16 protein-coding genes and 1 pseudogene are annotated in these 17,272 nt (G+C 66.7%); 4 read left to right on the top strand and 13 right to left on the bottom strand.

Going from position 1 to position 17,272, the window contains the following annotated elements; genetic code table 11:
- The first annotated feature begins 211 nt into the window (after nt 1–211).
- Complete coding sequence (locus ABQY74_RS20340) at nt 212–613, top strand: antitoxin Xre/MbcA/ParS toxin-binding domain-containing protein (RefSeq protein WP_181100883.1); 402 nt, start codon at nt 212–214, stop codon at nt 611–613.
- Nucleotides 614–693: 80 nt separating this feature from the next.
- Here ABQY74_RS20340 and ABQY74_RS20335 read toward each other — a convergent pair whose 3' ends face one another.
- The 3 genes from ABQY74_RS20335 to ABQY74_RS20325 all read right to left on the bottom strand — a co-directional run bounded on the left by ABQY74_RS20335 (nt 694) and on the right by ABQY74_RS20325 (nt 4,336).
- Nucleotides 694–2,319 (bottom strand): alpha/beta hydrolase-fold protein, encoded by a 1,626-nt coding sequence (locus tag ABQY74_RS20335; RefSeq protein ID WP_349792724.1) that lies wholly within the window; start codon nt 2,317–2,319, stop codon nt 694–696.
- Between the two features lie 630 nt (nt 2,320–2,949).
- Entirely contained in the window at nt 2,950–3,882 is a 933-nt protein-coding gene (locus ABQY74_RS20330; RefSeq protein ID WP_043087610.1) for an XVIPCD domain-containing protein, read from the bottom strand.
- A gap of 16 nt (nt 3,883–3,898) precedes the next feature.
- Nucleotides 3,899–4,336, bottom strand: a complete 438-nt coding sequence (locus ABQY74_RS20325; RefSeq protein WP_228608098.1) for a DUF6393 family protein — start codon at nt 4,334–4,336, stop codon at nt 3,899–3,901.
- 613 nt (nt 4,337–4,949) lie between these two features.
- Here ABQY74_RS20325 and ABQY74_RS20320 point away from each other — a divergent pair.
- Entirely contained in the window at nt 4,950–5,510 is a 561-nt protein-coding gene (locus ABQY74_RS20320) for a hypothetical protein (RefSeq protein WP_349792721.1), read from the top strand.
- A 96-nt stretch (nt 5,511–5,606) separates the two neighbouring features.
- Here the strand turns inward: ABQY74_RS20320 and ABQY74_RS20315 are convergent.
- The 3 genes and pseudogenes from ABQY74_RS20315 to ABQY74_RS20305 form a co-directional block, all read right to left on the bottom strand.
- Nucleotides 5,607–5,654, bottom strand: a pseudogene (locus tag ABQY74_RS20315) (plasmid stabilization protein); the annotation flags it as partial.
- Nucleotides 5,655–5,786: 132 nt separating this feature from the next.
- Nucleotides 5,787–6,899 (bottom strand): type II toxin-antitoxin system RelE/ParE family toxin, encoded by a 1,113-nt coding sequence (locus ABQY74_RS20310; protein ID WP_349792719.1) that lies wholly within the window; start codon nt 6,897–6,899, stop codon nt 5,787–5,789.
- Nucleotides 6,886–7,092, bottom strand: coding sequence for a hypothetical protein (locus ABQY74_RS20305; protein WP_053054105.1), 207 nt, complete (start codon nt 7,090–7,092; stop codon nt 6,886–6,888). The genes ABQY74_RS20310 and ABQY74_RS20305 overlap by 14 nt, the downstream gene beginning before the upstream one ends.
- 269 nt (nt 7,093–7,361) lie before the next feature.
- Here ABQY74_RS20305 and ABQY74_RS20300 point away from each other — a divergent pair, with 269 nt between their 5' ends.
- Nucleotides 7,362–7,868: a hypothetical protein gene (locus tag ABQY74_RS20300; protein ID WP_349792717.1), complete on the top strand. Its 507-nt coding sequence runs from the start codon at nt 7,362–7,364 to the stop codon at nt 7,866–7,868.
- Nucleotides 7,869–7,932: 64 nt separating this feature from the next.
- Here the strand turns inward: ABQY74_RS20300 and ABQY74_RS20295 are convergent, their stop codons facing one another.
- Both ABQY74_RS20295 and ABQY74_RS20290 read right to left on the bottom strand, forming a co-directional pair.
- Nucleotides 7,933–9,198, bottom strand: a complete 1,266-nt coding sequence (locus tag ABQY74_RS20295; RefSeq protein WP_016902165.1) for a phosphatidylserine/phosphatidylglycerophosphate/cardiolipin synthase family protein — start codon at nt 9,196–9,198, stop codon at nt 7,933–7,935.
- A 178-nt stretch (nt 9,199–9,376) separates the two neighbouring features.
- Entirely contained in the window at nt 9,377–9,925 is a 549-nt protein-coding gene (locus tag ABQY74_RS20290) for an RNA 2'-phosphotransferase (protein WP_104575314.1), read from the bottom strand.
- A gap of 392 nt (nt 9,926–10,317) precedes the next feature.
- Here ABQY74_RS20290 and ABQY74_RS20285 point away from each other — a divergent pair, with 392 nt between their 5' ends.
- On the top strand, nt 10,318–11,679 hold the full coding sequence (locus ABQY74_RS20285) for an MFS transporter (RefSeq protein WP_039513708.1): 1,362 nt from the start codon (nt 10,318–10,320) through the stop codon (nt 11,677–11,679).
- 218 nt (nt 11,680–11,897) lie between these two features.
- On the opposite strand, the gene ABQY74_RS20280 is transcribed toward ABQY74_RS20285, so the two are convergent.
- From ABQY74_RS20280 to ABQY74_RS20260, 5 genes are all read right to left on the bottom strand, one after another.
- Nucleotides 11,898–14,099, bottom strand: a complete 2,202-nt coding sequence (locus ABQY74_RS20280) for an FUSC family protein (protein ID WP_349792715.1) — start codon at nt 14,097–14,099, stop codon at nt 11,898–11,900.
- Complete coding sequence (locus ABQY74_RS20275) at nt 14,096–15,556, bottom strand: efflux transporter outer membrane subunit (RefSeq protein ID WP_047126563.1); 1,461 nt, start codon at nt 15,554–15,556, stop codon at nt 14,096–14,098. Before ABQY74_RS20275 ends, ABQY74_RS20280 begins: the two co-directional genes overlap by 4 nt.
- Nucleotides 15,553–16,473 (bottom strand): efflux RND transporter periplasmic adaptor subunit, encoded by a 921-nt coding sequence (locus ABQY74_RS20270; RefSeq protein ID WP_046345151.1) that lies wholly within the window; start codon nt 16,471–16,473, stop codon nt 15,553–15,555. The genes ABQY74_RS20275 and ABQY74_RS20270 overlap by 4 nt, the downstream gene beginning before the upstream one ends.
- Nucleotides 16,470–16,688 (bottom strand): DUF1656 domain-containing protein, encoded by a 219-nt coding sequence (locus ABQY74_RS20265; RefSeq protein ID WP_024939640.1) that lies wholly within the window; start codon nt 16,686–16,688, stop codon nt 16,470–16,472. The genes ABQY74_RS20270 and ABQY74_RS20265 overlap by 4 nt, the downstream gene beginning before the upstream one ends.
- A 102-nt stretch (nt 16,689–16,790) precedes the next feature.
- Entirely contained in the window at nt 16,791–17,246 is a 456-nt protein-coding gene (locus ABQY74_RS20260; RefSeq protein WP_047126564.1) for a MarR family winged helix-turn-helix transcriptional regulator, read from the bottom strand.
- Nucleotides 17,247–17,272 lie beyond the last annotated feature (26 nt).

Raw genomic sequence — 17,272 nt, 5'->3', positions numbered from 1 at the left:
TTAAGCGCTGCCAATGGTTGGCGCCACTTCCAGGCGGGCGCGCAAGCGGGAATCGGCCACCGAAGCCGCCGCCGGCCTGCCAACTCCGTACCGGCCGGCCGGCGCGTAATGCAACCGCCGCTGACGCCCATCGCCGCTGTCAGGAGACTCCTGATTGAGCAGCGGCGACGACGCGGATAGCGTGCGCGCTATCACACCGTTGGACTGCTTTATGGAACGCGCCGACCTCATTGCATCACTGCTCACCGGCATGCGGCGTGCCGAAGACTTCCGCGCGCACGGGGCGGCCTACAACACCGCGCACAGCCAGCAGATGGCGGTCGACCACGGCAAGGCCGCCGACGCCGAGCTGGTGCTGTCGCTGTTCGCCTTCACGCCGGAGCACCTCAAGCTGCTGGGCAGCACCGGCATCGAGAACCTGGGCGAGATCGTCTGCCACGCCTGGGCCTTGAACGGCGGCAACAACGAGGCGCTGATCGGCTGGTTCCGCAAGCCCATGAACGCGCTTGACGGCCAGACGCCGGCGGCGCTGGTCCGCAGCGGCCGCCTGAAGGTGCTGCTGCTGGTGCTCAGGCAGCAGCTGGAGTGGGAATTGCCCAAGCGCTCGGCCTGAGCAGCGGGGCCGGTGACGCCGCGCCCTGGCGTGCCGGTGGCCGGCACGCCGATCGGCAGCGCCGGCCGTGCATCGGCGGGCTACTGCTTGGGCCGCGCCACGGCGTACATCTCCCAGGCAATCTTCTTCATCAAGGCGTTGCTGTCCTCGCCTTCCTTGTACAGGTCGAAGTGGGTGCGGCCTTCCAGGTAGCGGAAGTTGCTTTTTGCGCCCAGGCCGTCCATCACGGCCTGGAACTTGCGCGCGGCCCCATCCAGGTAGAACGTGTCGGCGGTGCCGACGATCAGGTGGATCTTGCCGTCCAGATCCGGCTTGAGCGCGGGCCATTGCGCGGCCACGCGCGCGGCGATGTCGTAGTGCGTGCGCCAGTAGGCCACCACGGCCGGGTCCACCTTGCCGGTGTCGCGGTCGAACATCGGCACCGGGCGGCCGTCGGGCCCGCGCGGCGAGAACACCCAGTCGAACGAGGTCATCTGCCCGCCGTAGGGGCCCAACACGCGTTCGAGCTTGGCGAAGGTTTCCAGGTCGGCCACCACCTTGCCCTGGTCGCGGATCAGCGGGAACTGGCTGCCGTCCGGGCGCCGGTAGACGTTGGCATTGGGCGCGTACAGATCCGGCCCGGTGAAGTCGTGGAAGTCGCTCGAATCGGGCGAGGTGGACCAGGTACCGCCGAACAACTTGGGGTAGCGCGTCTGCAGCCACAGCGTGGCCCAGCCGCCCGACGAATGCCCGTTGAGGAACCGGCCCTTGGCGTTGCCGTCCATCTTGTACTGCCGTTCGAGCGAAGGGATCAGCTCTTCGGTCAGCGCGGTGCCCCAGGGGCCGTTGTTGACCGAGTCGGCGAACTCGTGGGTGCCGGTGGGCGTGGACTGGTCCAGGAACACCCAGATCATCGGCGGCATCTGCTTGGCCGCCATCGCGCTCCAGGTGGCGGCGATGCTGCCGGCAAAGCGGTTGTAGTTGCCGCCGAAGCCGTGGGTGACATACACGGTGGGATAGCGGGTGGCGGCCTTGGCGTCGTAGCCAGGCGGGGTGAGCACGCGGGCGCGCAGCGACACCGGCCGGCCCCAGAACGCACTCAGCGACGGGCTGACCAGCGAGGCGTCCGCGCTATGCAGCCTGGCCTCCGGGATAGCGTCGCGGATTGCCTGCGGCGCCCGCGGCGACACCTGCCACGGGTCGTCCGACGCGGGCACCTGCTTGCTGAGCTTCAGCGTGGGCAACGGCTTGCCCTTGCCCTGCGTCACCGCGGTGACCTCGCTCAACAGGTCGCCGCCATCGCGGCCGGCATAGCTGTAACTGTGGTCCGGATCCAGCACGGCCTGGAACAGGTACTCACCGGCCGGCAGCGCGGAAAAGCCGCTGGGGAAGGCGATGTTGTCCAGGTCGATCTCGACGCTGGCACCGGGGGCGAGCGCGGTCACCTCCTGCGCCGCCACCGCCACCGCGGTTGGGCGGAACGGGTTCACGCTCACCTCCTCCACCTTGCCGTCCTTGCCATCCTTGCCATCCTTGGCCGCGGCCTGGGCGTCCTTGGCCAGGGTGGCGAAGACCAGCAGGCGCCCGGACACGGGCTGGTCGCTCGCCCCGTCCAGCGTGACGCGCAGCAGGCGATGGGCCGCTGCCGGTGCGGCGGCGTGCGTGCAGCAGGCGCACAACAGGCCAACGGCCAGACCCAGGCGGGGGGCAAGACGATGCAGAGACATGCAGATCCTTGGGAACGCAGGTGGATGGAGCGGGCGCACACGGCCCTGTGCAGACTGTAGCCAGTTCCCGGCCAGCCGTGCGCCACCAACGCGAGGTCTGGTCACCGTATCCGATCTGCCCGCTCCAGCGCTCACATCATCAACCGGACGCGACACCGACTCCGGCCGGCATCGCGAGCGGTAGCGTGAAGTTGGGCCATCCCCAAGTAACCAAAACGAAAGTCAGCGTCAGTTTCATCCCAGTAACTGCCTAATCGATAGCTAATCTAATGTCGGCTTCAGGTTTCGCTTGTACCTGTTGACTGCCGGAATAATCTAAAGCCCGCTTTAGATTCGATCACTGCCATGCGCATCCCAATCGACCGAGCATCCGACATCGACGCCTATATCCGCCCAGTCCGCAATGCGGAAGGCTTGCGGCAGGCGGCCAGGTCGCTGTGCAACTAGGCCGGATGTCCGAGCTGTTGCGGCAATTGGGCATCCAGGTCCGGCCAGACCTGCCGGACCCGGTAGATGAGCGATCCAAGTGATCAGCGCCGATACGCCACGCAGCCTGGAACTGTGGCTGGGAGAGCGCCGCGGCGGCGAGCTGCGGGAGCAAGGCGATACGACTGCATTCCCAATTTCTGTTCACCGCATTCCAAGCGCACCATGACTTGGTTGGTCCACTGCGCGTGATGCCTCCTGCGTAGACGCTTGCATGGTCTGTTGATTGGCAACTTCGAGCTTCTGCAGGTTCTCGGCCAAGGGCTGCTTGACGGCTTCGGCTTTATCTACGTGCGTGCGTAATACATCCATGTCATTTCCTGGATTCTTGTACGTCGCGAAAATATTGCCGTTTGTGTGATTCGGAATAACGTCCTGGATCTCGGGCAGCGGCGGGCGATTGAGTTTGGCCTGGACCGCCAGGGCACCGGCAATGCGTTCCTTGTCTTGCTGATTGGTGTAGACGCCTGCATCCGGGCCGAGCTTATCGAGCCCCGCCAAGGCTTGCTTGAACAATGGGTCATCGCGTAGCCGCGCTTCCTGATGCGGATCGAGGGGTGCTCCGCCTGCGCTGAAGGTACGTCCTGAGTTACCTAATCCTGGCACCGAGGGCTGGATCGATTCGTCGAGCTGTCGTCCCGATGCAGGCGCCCAGTGGCCGAAAACGCCATCGTTCTTTGGTTCCGGAAGGCGTACATCCCGCAGAACGCTATCGGCCAGTGTGTTGGAGTTTTGCAACTGGGGATCGTAGGGATACTTGTCATCCTTGCTCTTGGCATTGGCGACCATGCGTGCCCAGGTTCCCGACAAGTCCGCACCGTGTGTGATCTCTTCGCGATATTGCTTTTGTCCAACCGCATTCGGATTGTCGCGATGATCGGGGTTGGCCCGGTTGTAGGGCAGATTAGTCTCAACGTGCATCCGGCCATACGGCAATCCAGGTTGCTCATCGCCGGTCCAGCCGCTGATGGTGTGCTGGTTGCCCTCTTTATCGGTGTAGAGAAGGAATTTGTGATGGTACTCCTTGCCCAGCGCAGACCCGATGTTGCGATATCCAACTTCAATCTTCTCGTCCATGATGGTCTCCGTTGGCTTACTGATTCTTGATGTGGACGGCGTCGACGTGTGTCACCTTGCCGTCGGCATCCAAAGAAAAAGTCATCACAACGGAACGTGCATCTGGATCAAGCATTGCCTGCCCCTTATTGTCCCTGACGACCACCTTGCCTGGGGTGTCTTCAACAATCTTTGACGTTGGAGATTTGCTGAACGTCTCCAGCACCACCAACTTTGTTGTTCCCAGAGGAACGTACTTGGCAACGATGCTACTAACGTCGACCTGTTCGAATCGAACGGGCTTTTTTGATGCATAAATCTCTTCAAGCATTGGGCTTGCTCCTGATTTCATGGTGTCTTCCTGTGTCGAAGCGGTACGTGCAGTATCTGCATTGGCGCAGGATGAAAGCGGGAGCACCGCAAGCCCGGTAAGTGCAAGCGTTGCGGCCCACCCGTTTAGCACGATGCGTGGCATGGCGATCTCCTGATACAACCAATCACTTGAATAGAATGTCCGCGCGGTCCTGAGCCTTCCCAGGCAGGCTGGTACATCAACACTCCTTCCGTGCAGACGATACCAGCGTACTACAAGCTTCCCATGGTTGATGAATAGCTGAGTTGGGTCGTCAGGGCTGCCCAGGCGATCCATTTTGTGCCACATTCAAATGTATGCATTGAGATATTCCTGCAATCCACGCCTCTTCAAGTAGGCGACTACACTTCTACTGGCGTTACTGGAAGTTACAAGTCCTAAGCGCTTCAAATAGCCGCTTTGCCTCGACTGATGCTTGACGTGAGCCGTGGACAGCGCCGTATTCGCTTCCGAATTTCAAACTGCATCACGCAACGACGTTGTTGAGACGATTTGCCGGGTTTGCGAGGTCTTGGTCTTCAACGATGAACCCACCAGCGGCGTGGCCAGCTGGGTGGCGTAGGTGTGGTGCTGCCACACACACGCATGTCGTCATCGTACGCAATCGATCATCTGCCGCTTGGCGTTATGCACAGGTGCCGTTGCGAATGTCCATTCAAGGCGCAAGCGGCAGCCGCTGCCGACACCTTGCATCACACACCAGGGAACGATCGAAATGAAACGTAAAACCAGCTATCGCGGTGCGCTTGCGGCCTGTGGCCTCTCACTCGTCGTGGCCGCGTTGTGCATGGACGCTGCCGTTGCCGCACCGGTCACCGGGACGGACACGGTCACGCTGAGCTATGTCTTTGCCACGCTGCAGACGGGCCAGCAGGATCAGAAACCCGAAGACATTACGGCCTGTCGCAAGCAGGTTTCCGCACCGGGTTCCAAGTACCTGGGCTCGGCGGTCACCACCAAGTACTCCATCGACGTGCAGTCCAAGATGATGTCTGCGTCCTCGTCGCTGCCATCGCCTGGGGGCACGCAGCCGATGACGGTGACGATACCGCTGTCACCGTTGGGCTTGTCCGGGGAGTATGCCTTCGGTGCGTTTCGGCCGAGCGCGCTGCCCAACACCTATGTGCTGTTCTCGGTCGGGCTGGACTTCAAGGGGCCGCAGTCGTCCGTGCTGGTTCTCAACAGCGACAAGACCTACAACTGCCTGGTGACCAGCAATCCGGCGCCGTTCAAGGGAGCACTGGGTACCAAACTGGGCAAAGACCAGGGCCGCTGATGCCTGCAACCGCCGGGTAATCGGTGAACGCGCCGAAGGCAGCTTCGGCTCGTTCGGCTCGGTGCTGCGGCAGTGCAGTGCAGCCCTCGCGCGGATCGCGCGATGCACGTCGTCGGGAATATTGCAGACGGTGAAAGAAGGCATGTCGCCCTCGCGCAGGAATCAGGTTGCTTGCACTTCAGGAAAGTGCAGGCACTCAAACAACGTCACCGGTATCGAAGCAGTCATCCCCGCACCAGCAGTAAGTGAAATCCAGGGCCAACCTAGCCCCACTACTCACCGATACGGCCCGGGCCCGCGCCATACCGGCTCGCCTTGCTTGTAGACCTCCATCATGTTGATGACCTCGCGGGCATCGCCGATGTCTTTGAGCTCCGGCGAGTCCGGCGGCAACAGGCGGCATTTGCTGGAGCCGCGCTTGAGCGCGACTTCCAGCGGGCAGACCATGCGGTACTGGGTGCCGGGCAGGATGATGGCCACTTCCTTCATGCCCTGGTCGCGCCAGTTGCGCAGCTGGGTTTCGCTGCGCACTTCGTAATAGACCTGGTAGCCGCCCACATCCATGCTGGGTTGGGCGTTGTTGCGGTCGCGGCGGCGGCCTTCGCTGATGGTGGGCGTGTTGGACATGCCGTCTTCGGCGGCATCGGCTTCTTCTTCGAGCATGCCGGGTGGGCGGCCGGTCCAGGTTTCGGGGCGGCGCTGCGGCGGCGACGAGGGCTCTGCCGGCGGTTGCGGCGGGGTGGCGCGCTGCACCGGTTGCGTCTGGCGCTGCTCGACCAGGCCGCCGCGGCGGGTGTTGCCTGCCGGCGGGATCGGGTTCTTGGCGGTCTTGACCAGGGTGGACTGCACCGGCGAGGCGGCCGGCGGTGGCTGCACGGGCGCGGGCGTTTGCGACGGCGGAGTCGGGGTCGGCGAGGGCGTGGGTTGCTCGGGCGTGGAGGTGTCGCCGACAAAATCCACCTTGGTGCGGCCGCCGCTGGCCGAGCCCTGCGGCGGGGTCATGGTGGGCGTGGAGGCCGACAGCAGGATCAGCAGCATCAGCACGTGCAGCAGGGCGCTGATCAGCGCGGCGATCCAGGGTTCGATGTGTTCGATCAGCGGCTCGGTGCGCGGCAGCCAGTCCTGCGTCTGCAGGCGGACGTGCAGCAGCTGCAGCGCGTCGTCGCGCACGCGGTAGACCAGCACGTAGGGCGTTTGCTTGACCACCCATTCGCGGGTGCCGACGACGCGGCCGGCGCGGCCGCGGCCGGGTTGCTCGGCCAGGGTGCGGGTGGCTTCCAGCACCTGCCGCGCCATCGCGGCGGCGGCGGTCGGGTTGAGCGCGTGGTAGTGATCCTGGGCGTGTGCGAGTTGCCTGGCGGCCGGGACGGTCCAGTCACGCCGCAACATCAACGCCCCATCTGGCGAACAGTGCGCTCACCTCTGCCGGCGCGGCAAAGGCGCCCTGATCCGCTGCGGCCATGCCGTCCAGCACGGCGGCCTCGAAGCTGGCAGTGTCCACGACGCGAACCACGTCGTCCCATCCTGCCGTCTCGGGCAGCGTGTCGATCAGCGTGCGGGCTTCTTGCTTGATGGCGGACATGGCACTGCGGTGGGGGAACTCTGCCGGCAAGTCTACCCGTGCGGCTCCGCTTCGCGTGTGGCAATGGCTGGCGCGCGGCTGGGGCGTTCACCGGCGGTAGCCGGCAGGCCGGTCCTGCGTGAACGCTGGCGCCTGTCGCGATTGCCGCGCGCGGCGGTGGCCGCCCGGGCAACCCGCCTGTGCGCGCAGAAAGTGACACTTGGCACCTTGTTCGCTGCGGGGGCCGGTTTCATTCTGCGTCGGTCACCTCACCCCGCAAAGGAATCGCCATGCCCGCTGCTGCCATCGCACCGCTGACGCCGTATCTGTCGATGGCGGCCATCGCCTTCCTCTACTACCGGCGCATCCGGCGCAGCTTCGGCCGCCAGCAATGGAAGCCGGTGAGCACGGCGCTGCGTACCGTGGTGCTGCTCATTGCGGCGGCAGCGCTGGCGTTTGCGGTGTATGGCCTGCCGCAGGTTCGGCCAGGGATCGCCGTGGGAACGCTGGTCGGCATCGGGCTGGGCGCGCTGTCGCTTCGCTACACCCATGCCGAATGGGTGGAAGGGCGCGGCTGGTATACGCCCAATCCGTGGATCGGCGGCGGCCTGACGCTGGTGCTGCTCGGGCGCCTGGCCTGGCGCTGGGCCGATGGCGCCTTCAGCGCGGGCGCGGCGGCGGCCGGCTCGCAGGCCAGCCCGTTGACGCTGGGCATTGCCGCAGCGCTGGTGCTGTACTCGCTGGTGCACGTTGGCGGGCTGTGGTGGCGGCTGCGCCAGCTGCGGCTGCAGGCGTGAGCGCTTGCTCGAGTGTGCAGCGCTGAGCGCGGGTGCGCTCACTGCCAGGTGGGAAGGCCGTTGCCTACACCTGCGAGCGGAACGGGACCACCAGCTTCTCGCCCAGCTTCTGCCGCAGCGGCCGCTTGCGCCAGCGCTCCAGCGTGTACAGCTCGGCCCGTTGCAGGTCGCGCTCGAATACCTCGGTCATCTGCGCGGCCAGATCACGGTCGTAGACATTCAGGCTGGCCTCGTCGTTGAGGCGGAACGAGCGGATGTCGAAGTTGGTCGAGCCCACCGAGACCAGCAGGCCGTCGATGATCAGCAGCTTGGTGTGCAGCATGGTGGGCAGGAATTCGTGGATGGCGATGCCGGCCTGCAGCAGCGGCTCCCAGCTGGCCTTGGAGGCCAGCCGCACCGAGACCGCATCGATATGCTTGCCCGGCAGCAGCACGCGGATGCGCACGCCGCGCGCACGCGCTTCCAGCAGCGAACGGGTGATCAGCGCATCCGGCACGAAGTAGGCGGCGGCCAGGTCGATGGAGCTGCGCGCCGCGGCAATGGCGATCAGGTACATCAGGTGCATGCTCTCGCTGCCGCCGGCGGGCGAGGCCACGAACAGCTGCGCGTCGCTGTCGCCGGCCGGTGCCAGCTCGGGGTAGTACTCGGCGCCGTTGAGCACGCGGCCGGTTGTCTTGATCCAGTTGTCGTTGAAGGCGGCCTGCACCTGCGCCACCACCGGGCCTTCGATGCGGTAATGCGAGTCGCGCCAGTGCTCCGGGTCCTGCGCATCGCCCATCCACTGGTCGGCCACGCCAACGCCGCCGGTGAAGCCGATGCGGCCATCGATCACCAGCAGCTTGCGATGGGTGCGGTTATTGACGCGGTGCAGGTTGTACCAGGTCAGCGGGCGGTAGCGATGCACCTCCACCCCGGCGTCGGTCATGTCCTGCACCAGCGAGGCATCCATCTTCAGGCTGCCGCCCCAGTCGATGGTGACGCGCACCTTGACCCCGGCGCGCGCACGCTCGGACAGCGCCTGGCTGAACTCGCGGCCGATCTCGCCCGACCAGTAGATATAGGTTTCGAAGGTGATGGTGCGCTGCGCGCTGCGGATGGCGGCCAGCATCGCCGGGAAGATCTCGCTGCCGTTGTGCAGCACCTGGATCTTGTTGCCGGGCAGGATCGCCGGACCCAGCAACACCGACATCTCGCGTTTGAACTGCGGGTCGGCGACGTCGTAGCAATGGCTGGGGATGTGCTCGAGCTTTTTCTCGGGCGTGGCGAAGTTGAGCAGCAGCAGCCCCACCACCAGCGTGGTGACGACCGTGGCCACGATGATCCATGTCATGCATCCAACTCCGGTTCCCCTGCCATCGACAGCCCCAAGCGGCCGGCATTCTGGCAAGGCGGGCGGCATGGGGGCCGTGAAGGGTGATGCGTCCGGCGTCTGCGCGTGTCCATGCCGGCCCAGGTGCTGGCCGGCACCGCGCACTGAAGGCGGTGGCAGGCCTGCCGCGTGCCTCAGCTCAGCGCGGGCGGGTCAGGAATGCTGCCGGAACCTGCGCGGTGAGCCAGACGCCGTTGTCGGCCTGGAAGAACCGCAGGCCGTCGCGATGCATGCGCCCGGCGTCGACCTGCAACACCACCGGCTCGCCGTAGCGCTGCCCCACCGATGCGGCGGTCTGCGTGTTGTCGGACAGATGCACATGGTGACGCTGGCCGGGGCGCAAGCCCTCGGCCATGATCGCTTCGAGAAAGCGCGTGGCGGTGCCGTGATACAGCACCTCGGGCGGCACCCTGGCTTCGAGCTGCAGGGCCACGGTTGGCGTGGAATGCCCCTGCACCGCGCGGATCCGCTGCCCATCGGCAGAAAGCGCAAAGCGTTTCTTGTCGCTGCCGGCGACCACCGCCTGGATCAGCTCCAGATCGAGCGCGGTGCCGTTGGCCCGGGCGCCGGCAATCAACGCGTCCAGCTCGGCCCAGCCCTCCGGGTCGAGCGTGAGTCCGATTGCCTGCGGTTCGTGGCGCAGCACGAAACTGAGGAACTTGCTGATGTCGGTATGGTGCTTGCTCATGCGGCGGCGCCCGAAGCGTCCTTGCGGCCAGTGATGCCGGCAATGTTGACGCATCCAGGTGGCCAACGCGCGTGCGCGAGCCGTGGTGCCCGGCGGTGCCGGGACTGGTGCTGTATGACCCGGGGCATCGGCAGATTCCCCCGGGCTGCGTGCATTCATCGAGACGCTCAGGCAGGTGCTGCCGTAGCGAGTGCCGGGCGTCACTGGCAGAAACCAGCAGTTGCGCTGTTGCCCGCGGCCGCAAGCACCACACCGACGACCGTCGGAAGCGGGCTGAAGCGCGCGCCACTGCCGGCCGTTGCCAGGCCTGTATATGCGCCGAAATGCTTACATGCGTCACACAAGCACGCACCTATACTTCCGGGGTGTCCCACCCACAAGGTTCTGACTGCATGAGCGCACCCCCAACGTCTCCGATCGCCGCCGGTTCTGGCGCAGCCCCCGGTAGCCTTCGCCGTTCGGTGTCCAACACGCTCAAGGGATCGGCCGGCAATCTGGTCGAGTGGTACGACGTCTACGTCTACTCGGTGTTTGCCACCTACTTCGAATCGCAGTTCTTCTCCAAGGAAGACAAGAACGCCACCATGTTCGTGTGGGCGATCTTTGCGATGACCTTTTTGATGCGCCCGATCGGTGCGTGGTACTTCGGCCGCTTCGCCGACCGTTACGGCCGCCGGCTGGCGTTGACGATCTCGGTGTCGATGATGGCGCTGTGCTCGTTCGTCATCGCGGTGACGCCGACGGTGGCCACGATCGGCATCGCCGCGCCGATCATCCTGCTGCTGGCGCGCCTGCTGCAGGGCTTTGCCACCGGTGGCGAGTACGGCACCAGCGCCACCTACATGTCCGAGGCGGCGATTCCCGGCCGGCGCGGGTTCCTGTCCTCGTTCCATTACGTCACGCTGGTTGGCGGGCACGTGCTGGCGCAGACTACCTTGCTGGTGATGCTGCATTTCTTCGATGCGCCGCAGGTGTCCGAGTGGGGCTGGCGCGTGGCGTTCGGCCTGGGCGGCATCGGTGCGTTGGTGGTGTTCTGGCTGCGCCAGACCATGGACGAGTCGCTGAGCTCCGAATCCATCGCCGATTCGCGCACCGGCAAGGCCAAGGCGTCGGGCTCGATGCGCGAGCTGTTCGTCAATCAGTGGCGCCCGCTGCTGCTGTGCTTCCTGATCACCGCCGGCGGCACGATCGCGTTCTACACCTATTCGGTCACCGGGCCGAAGATGATCCAGACCGCGTTCGCCGGTGGCGACGTGATGGCCGGCACCATCATCAACCTGGTCGCGCTGACGCTGCTGATGCTGATGCAGCCGGTTGGCGGCTGGTTGTCGGACATCGTCGGGCGCAAGAGCCTGCTGGTGTTCTTCGGCATCGGCGGGGTGCTCTACACCTGGTTCCTGGTGATGGAGCTGCCCAAGCAGACCGATTGGCTGACCGCGTTCGCGATCCTCACCGTGGGCTTTGTGATCCTGACCGGTTACACCTCGATCAATGCGGTGGTGAAGGCGGAACTGTTCCCCACCCATGTGCGTGCGCTGGGCGTGGGCCTGGGCTATGCGCTGGCGAACTCCGCCTTTGGCGGCACCGCGCCGCTGCTGTACCAGGCCTCGTTGAAGACCGGCCACGTCAGCGAGTTCGTGATCTACGCGACGGCAGTGATCGCGGTGTCGTTGGTGGTCTACATGTTCTTCCTGACCAACAAGGGCAGCAACTGGCTGGACGACGAAGCAGCGATGCATCAGCGCAAGCGCTGATGCTCTGCCCTTCTCCCGTCGGGAGAAGGGCCCCGAAGGGGCGGATGCGGGGCGCCTCCGGTGACTGGCACGCCGACTGTGGTGAGCGCGTCGCCACGCGCCGCCAAGGTGAAGCATCGATACTGCGGTCGTGGATTGGTACACGACCCCTCACCCCAACCCCCGCCAGCAGCGCGGGCGCTCCAGGGCACGCGCGCCAGTGGCGCGCAGGCAGTGCCTTATCGCCCCGCAGGGAGATGGGCTAAGGACGACTCAGTATCGGCGTTTGCCTGGGTATGCAGCGCCGTCCGCGCAAACACGCTGTAACGCAAGCCGATCAAACCCAGCAGCGCCTCATCGCGATGCGTCCCCGCCGGCACCTTGCCGACGCGCGCCAGCGAGGCATCCAGACGCGCACGCAGCGTATCCGGCGCAGGCAGCGGGCGCTTGTGCGCGATCTGTTGCCGGTAGTGCGCGGCAACATCGGCCAGGATCGCGTTCACCGCCTCAACGCTCGGCTGCGGCAAACCATGCCGCGCGCTGCGCAGTTGCAGGATGTTCAAGCCCACGCGCACTTCGTTGAGCATATCCACCGAGGCCAGCTCGCTGCCTTCCGGGGTCAATGCCAGCCGGGGCGCGAGCAGGCCGAGCAGGTCCAGCATGCGGGCGGCGAAGTGCTGCCGGTCCTGCGCGCCGCGGCCCTCGGCGGCATCGGCCAGCGTGCGCCAGCCCTGGCGCACCAGCCGGCGCGCGCTCCATTCGGCGCCCACCGAGCGGAACAAGCGCGTCAGCACTACGGCAAATCCAATCCCCAGCACCATCGCCACCGCCGCGTTGACGAAGCTCTGGATATTGGCGTTGTAGGTGTTCTGCAGGCTCAGCAGCGCGGTGAGGTTCACCACCAGCGGCAGCGCGATCAGCATGGTCTTGGGGCGATGCAGCAACGCGCCGATCGGCAGGAACACCGCCGCCAGCACCAACACCAGCATCGGGAAATCGTGGATGGCCGGGAAGATGCCGAACAGATAGATGCCGGCGACCACGCTGGCCACCACCGCCCAGGTCAGGAACGACAGCATGCTCGGCGCCGGGTCGTCCTGCGCGGCGAAGAATGCGGCAGTCACCGCCGCCATCATCGCGCCGTTGCCACCGCCTTCCCAACCGATGCCGATCCACAGCACGCAGTACGCCATCAGCGCAAAGCCCGCGCTGAGGGCGGAAAACGCGGCCATGCCGAAATCGATATGGCGGGTGGTGCTGGCAGCTGCCGGCGCATCGCTTGCGTCGCGCGGTGACCAGGTCAGGCGCTGCAGCAACGAGGGGTGCATGCGCGAACGCGTAGCAGGTTCGCTGTGTGCGCTGTCAGCCCGTTCGGATGATTCGGCCGTTGCAGGTGGTCTGGCCGCAGCCGGCATCGCGCGCAGCACCGGCGTCGCCTTGCCGTGCACCACCGCCTGCTGCAGCGCGCGGCAGTCCTGCCACAGGTCGAGCAGCTCTTCCAGCCGCAGCAGCAGGCTGGCCAGCAGCAGATGCTCGATGTCCTGATCCACCACCGGGCGCAGTGCGGCGATGCGTGCGCGCAAGGCGCCGACGTCCGCATCGCTGGGTGCGTCCTCGCCCTGGTCCACCCAGGCTGCGACGTCCTCCAGCAGCGCGGCGGTGGCGAGCGGCAACGCAGACCCATCGCGCTGCAACGCATCCAGCCGATCGGCCATCGACGACAGCACCGGCAGCAACATCAGCATGCGTGCGCGCAGCTGTTCCAGCGTGGGAACGGCACCGGCATGGCGTGGGTCGTCGTGGCGGACGAAGGCAATCAAGGCCTCGAACTGCACCAGATCGGCGGCCAGCCGATTGCGCGGTGCCTGCGATGGGCCGCGCTGCAGCACCTGCCGGCACCATTGCGCGGCGTCCTGCATCCAGTTGCCGATGCGCGCGGTAAGCATCGGCTTGACCGAGGCGGGGAAGACCAGCGCGGCGAACAGCACCGCCATCACCGTGCCCAGGATGATCTCCTCGCTGCGCGCCACCACGGTGTCGAAGATGCCCTCCGGCGCGGTCACTGCCGGGAAGCCGATGAAGGCGGTGGTGTAGCCGGCCAGCAAAAACGCATAACCGCGCGGGCCGCGATTGAGCAGCGCCAGGAACAGGCAGGCCGACAGCCACAACGCCATCGCCGCACTGAGCAGCAGCGGCGTCTCCACCAGGTTCGGCAGCATCACCAGGGTGGCCGCGCCGGCCAGCAAGGTGCCGAGCACGCGGTACACGCCCTTGGCGCGGGTGGGGCCGAGCAGCGGCTGGGAGACGATGTAGACCGTGGCCATCGCCCAGTACGGCCGCGACAGGTTGCCGGCCAGCCCCACGTACAACGCCGCGATCGAGGCGGCGAAGGTCTTGGCCGAAAACAGCCAGGCCTGGCGATCGCGCAGCAGCGCACTCATCGCGCGGCAGTCGGGTCGGTGCGGCCGGCGGCTGCTTCCCAGCCGCCGCCCAGCGCCAGGAACAGCTGCAGTTGATCCTGCGAGACCTGCGCCTGCGCATTGGCCAGCGTCATGTCGGCGGTGGCCAGCGTGCGCTCGGCATCCAGGCTGGACAGATACGGCGTACGCCCGCCCTGGTACAAACGCCGGTTCTGCGCCGACGCCAGGTCGGCCTGTTGCTGCGCCTGTTCCAGCAGATGCAGGCGGTCCAGATCCTGCGCGTAACGCGACAAGGCGGTCTGCACCTCGCGCAGCGCCTGCAGCACGGTGTTGTCGAACTGCGCCAGCGCCGCGTCCGCGCCGGCTTCGGTGGCGCGCACGCGCGCACGCGCACCGCCGGATGGCAGCGTCCACGAGATCAGCGGGCCGAACGACCAGGCATGCGTGGCCGGCTCGCCGAAGTCGGCCAGCAGGCCGGTGGCACCGATCGAGCCGCCCAGACGGATATCCGGATACAGCTCGGCGGTGGCCACGCCGATGCGCGCGGTGGCTGCCGCCAGCCGGCGTTCGGCCTGGCGCACATCCGGGCGACGCGCCAGCAGCGCGCGGCCGTCGCCGATCGGAATCGGGCGCTGCAGGGCCGGCGCGTGCGCACAGCTATCCACGCCGGCCGGCACCTCGCCGGGAGTCTTGCCGAGCAGCGCGGCCAGTTGGTAACCGGCGGCCTGGCGGCGCGCGCGCAGCGGCGGCAGCGCCGCTTCCAGCATCGCCACCTGCGCGGTGGCGCGGGCCAGATCGGGCGGGGTGCCGCGGCCGGCAGCGATCAGGCGCTGGGTGATGTCGCGGCTGCGCTGCTGCAACTGCAGCGAATGCTCGGCCACGTGCAGCTCGTGGTTGGCGTGGCAGATCTCCACGTAACTGCCGGCCACCTGCGCGGCCACGTTGACGCGCGCCAGGTCGATCGCGGCCTGGGCGACCTGCGTGTCGGCCTGCGCGGCCTCGGCACCGCGTTGCAGCTTGCCGAACAGATCAAATTGATATGACACCCCGAACTTGCCGTCGGCCAGGTTGAACACCGGCAGCTTTTCCTGCTGCAGGAAGGCCTCGGCCGAGACCTGCGCGCGGCTGACGCCGGCCTCCACCTCATAATCGAAACCGCCCGCGTCCAGCGCCTGTTCGTACACCGCGGCGGCGCGGCGCAGGTTGGCACCGGCCACTTTCAACTCGACGTTGTCGCGCAAGGCCTGTTCGATCAGGCCATCCAGCATCGGGTCCTGGTACAGCGCCCACCAGCGTGCCGGCAGCGGCGCGCCGGCCTGCACCTGGACGTTGCCGGTGTCGCCAAACGCGGCATTGGCGGCCGGGCGCTGGTAGGCCGACTCCGCCGGCACCGCGTAGTTCGGGCCGACCGTGGTGCAGGCGCTCAATGCGGCCAGCAGCATGGCCAGTCCCAGCGGACGCAATACGGTGCGGTTCATGGCGCGGCCTTGGCCGGCACGCGGGCAGGCGCGGTGGCGGCGTCGCGCGCGGCGTCCGGCAGGATGGTCACGGTGGCGGTGCGCCCGGCGATCAGCTGCACATGCGCCGGCACCCGATCCAGCACGATGCGTACCGGGATGCGCTGCGCCAGCCGCACCCAGTCGAACGCCGGGGTGACGTTGGGCAACGCGCCGGCGCTGCCGCTGCGGTAACGGTCCTCGATACCGGCGGCGATGCTCTGCACATGCCCGTGCAAGGTGGCCGGCTCGCCCATCAGGTGCACGTCCACGCGCTGGCCGGCATGCACGCCCTGCAGGCGGGTCTCTTCGAAATAGCCGTCGACGCGGAACGAGCCGGTATCCAGCACCGCCACCACCGGGCGCCCGGCGCTGACGTAATCGCCCACGCGCACGGTGCGGTCGCTGACATGGCCGTCGGCCGGGCTGCGCACCTGGGTGCGGTCCAGGTTGAGCTGGGCCAGGTCCACCGCCGATTGCGCGGTGGCCACCGCCGCCTGCGCTTTTTGCACATTGGAGCGGCGTACCTCGGCATCTTCGGCAGCCACCAGGTCCTGCAGGCTGCGGTCGCGCGCGATCTCGCGGCGCAACTGGCTCAAGGTGGCCTGGCGCTCGGCCAGCGCGGCGCGCGCCTGTTCCAGCGCGATCGCATAGCGTGCGCGGTCCACCACGAACAGCAACTGCCCGCGCCGCACCGCCTGGTTGTCGGCCACCGCCACTTCCTCCACCAGCCCGGACACATCCGGTGCCACCTGCACCACATCGGCGCCCACGTGCGCATCGCGCGTCCACGGCGCTTCCATGTAATAACGCCACAGGTGCTGCAGCACCACGGCCGCCACCACCACCATTGCCAGGGTCAACAGCGCCGGCCCCGCGTTCTTGATCAGCTTTTTCACGATTGCATCCAACGGGTAAGGGAAAACAGGCCGCCCAGCAGCGCGATGTACAGCGCCAGGTTGAACAGCGCCGGGTGCCAGATATGCCGGTACGCGCCGGCCCGGGTCAGCAGCGCGCCGATGGCGCTGTTGAGCAGGTAGGCCAGCGTCATCAACGCCAGCAAGGTGGGAACGAACACACCGTAGAGACTGAATTCGCCGTACATCGGGCACATCCTGGGCAAGGGGAAACAACCACGTCCGGCGCCGTGCGCAATGCGCACCGGGCCATCCGGAACGTCACAACCGGCGTCGCAGCGCGACGCCCGACAGCGGGCTCAGTCGGACTGACTCAGCCGCGCGTGCGCCTGCGCGATCTGCTCCCACAAGGTCAGCACCACCTGCACCTGCGCCTCGCTGAGCGCGCCAAACACCTCCGCGCGCAGCGCATCCAGGCGGATCTCGATGCGCCCGACCAGCGCCTGGCCTGCGTCGGTGAGCCACAGCTGGTTGGCGCGGCGGTCGCTGCTGTCGGCCTCGCGACGCACCAGCGCCTGCGCGCACAACTTGTCCAGCAGCCGCACCAGGGAGGGGCCTTCCATGCCCAGTTGCTGGGCCAGCGCCACCTGGCGGATACCGCCGCCGGAGCGGCCGATCATCAACAACGGCCCGGTGCAGGCGCTGGACAGCCCGAATTCGGCAAATGCCTGGTCGGCCAGCCGCTGCCACTGGCGGGCGGCGACCAGCAGGCCGGAGCTGACCTGGGCGCGGGGAGAGAGAACGCTGTTCGTCATAATAGATAGGATGCTATCAATTCAAC

This window comes from Xanthomonas sp. WHRI 7064 (assembly GCF_040202355.2).
Classification (GTDB): domain Bacteria; phylum Pseudomonadota; class Gammaproteobacteria; order Xanthomonadales; family Xanthomonadaceae; genus Xanthomonas; species Xanthomonas arboricola.
Note: the sequence above shows the minus strand (reverse complement) of the source record. Positions and strands in the feature narration are given on the sequence as shown.

Excerpts from the sequence above, each read along its gene's own strand:
- ABQY74_RS20340 (WP_181100883.1), top strand. The coding sequence starts at position 212 with ATGGAACGCGCCGACCTCATTGCATCACTGCTCACCGGCATGCGGCGT.
- ABQY74_RS20335 (WP_349792724.1), bottom strand. The coding sequence starts at position 2,319 with ATGTCTCTGCATCGTCTTGCCCCCCGCCTGGGTCTGGCCGTTGGCCTG.
- ABQY74_RS20330 (WP_043087610.1), bottom strand. The coding sequence starts at position 3,882 with ATGGACGAGAAGATTGAAGTTGGATATCGCAACATCGGGTCTGCGCTG.
- ABQY74_RS20325 (WP_228608098.1), bottom strand. The coding sequence starts at position 4,336 with ATGCCACGCATCGTGCTAAACGGGTGGGCCGCAACGCTTGCACTTACC.
- ABQY74_RS20320 (WP_349792721.1), top strand. The coding sequence starts at position 4,950 with ATGAAACGTAAAACCAGCTATCGCGGTGCGCTTGCGGCCTGTGGCCTC.
- ABQY74_RS20310 (WP_349792719.1), bottom strand. The coding sequence starts at position 6,899 with ATGTTGCGGCGTGACTGGACCGTCCCGGCCGCCAGGCAACTCGCACAC.
- ABQY74_RS20305 (WP_053054105.1), bottom strand. The coding sequence starts at position 7,092 with ATGTCCGCCATCAAGCAAGAAGCCCGCACGCTGATCGACACGCTGCCC.
- ABQY74_RS20300 (WP_349792717.1), top strand. The coding sequence starts at position 7,362 with ATGCCCGCTGCTGCCATCGCACCGCTGACGCCGTATCTGTCGATGGCG.
- ABQY74_RS20295 (WP_016902165.1), bottom strand. The coding sequence starts at position 9,198 with ATGACATGGATCATCGTGGCCACGGTCGTCACCACGCTGGTGGTGGGG.
- ABQY74_RS20290 (WP_104575314.1), bottom strand. The coding sequence starts at position 9,925 with ATGAGCAAGCACCATACCGACATCAGCAAGTTCCTCAGTTTCGTGCTG.
- ABQY74_RS20285 (WP_039513708.1), top strand. The coding sequence starts at position 10,318 with ATGAGCGCACCCCCAACGTCTCCGATCGCCGCCGGTTCTGGCGCAGCC.
- ABQY74_RS20280 (WP_349792715.1), bottom strand. The coding sequence starts at position 14,099 with ATGAGTGCGCTGCTGCGCGATCGCCAGGCCTGGCTGTTTTCGGCCAAG.
- ABQY74_RS20275 (WP_047126563.1), bottom strand. The coding sequence starts at position 15,556 with ATGAACCGCACCGTATTGCGTCCGCTGGGACTGGCCATGCTGCTGGCC.
- ABQY74_RS20265 (WP_024939640.1), bottom strand. The coding sequence starts at position 16,688 with ATGTGCCCGATGTACGGCGAATTCAGTCTCTACGGTGTGTTCGTTCCC.
- ABQY74_RS20260 (WP_047126564.1), bottom strand. The coding sequence starts at position 17,246 with ATGACGAACAGCGTTCTCTCTCCCCGCGCCCAGGTCAGCTCCGGCCTG.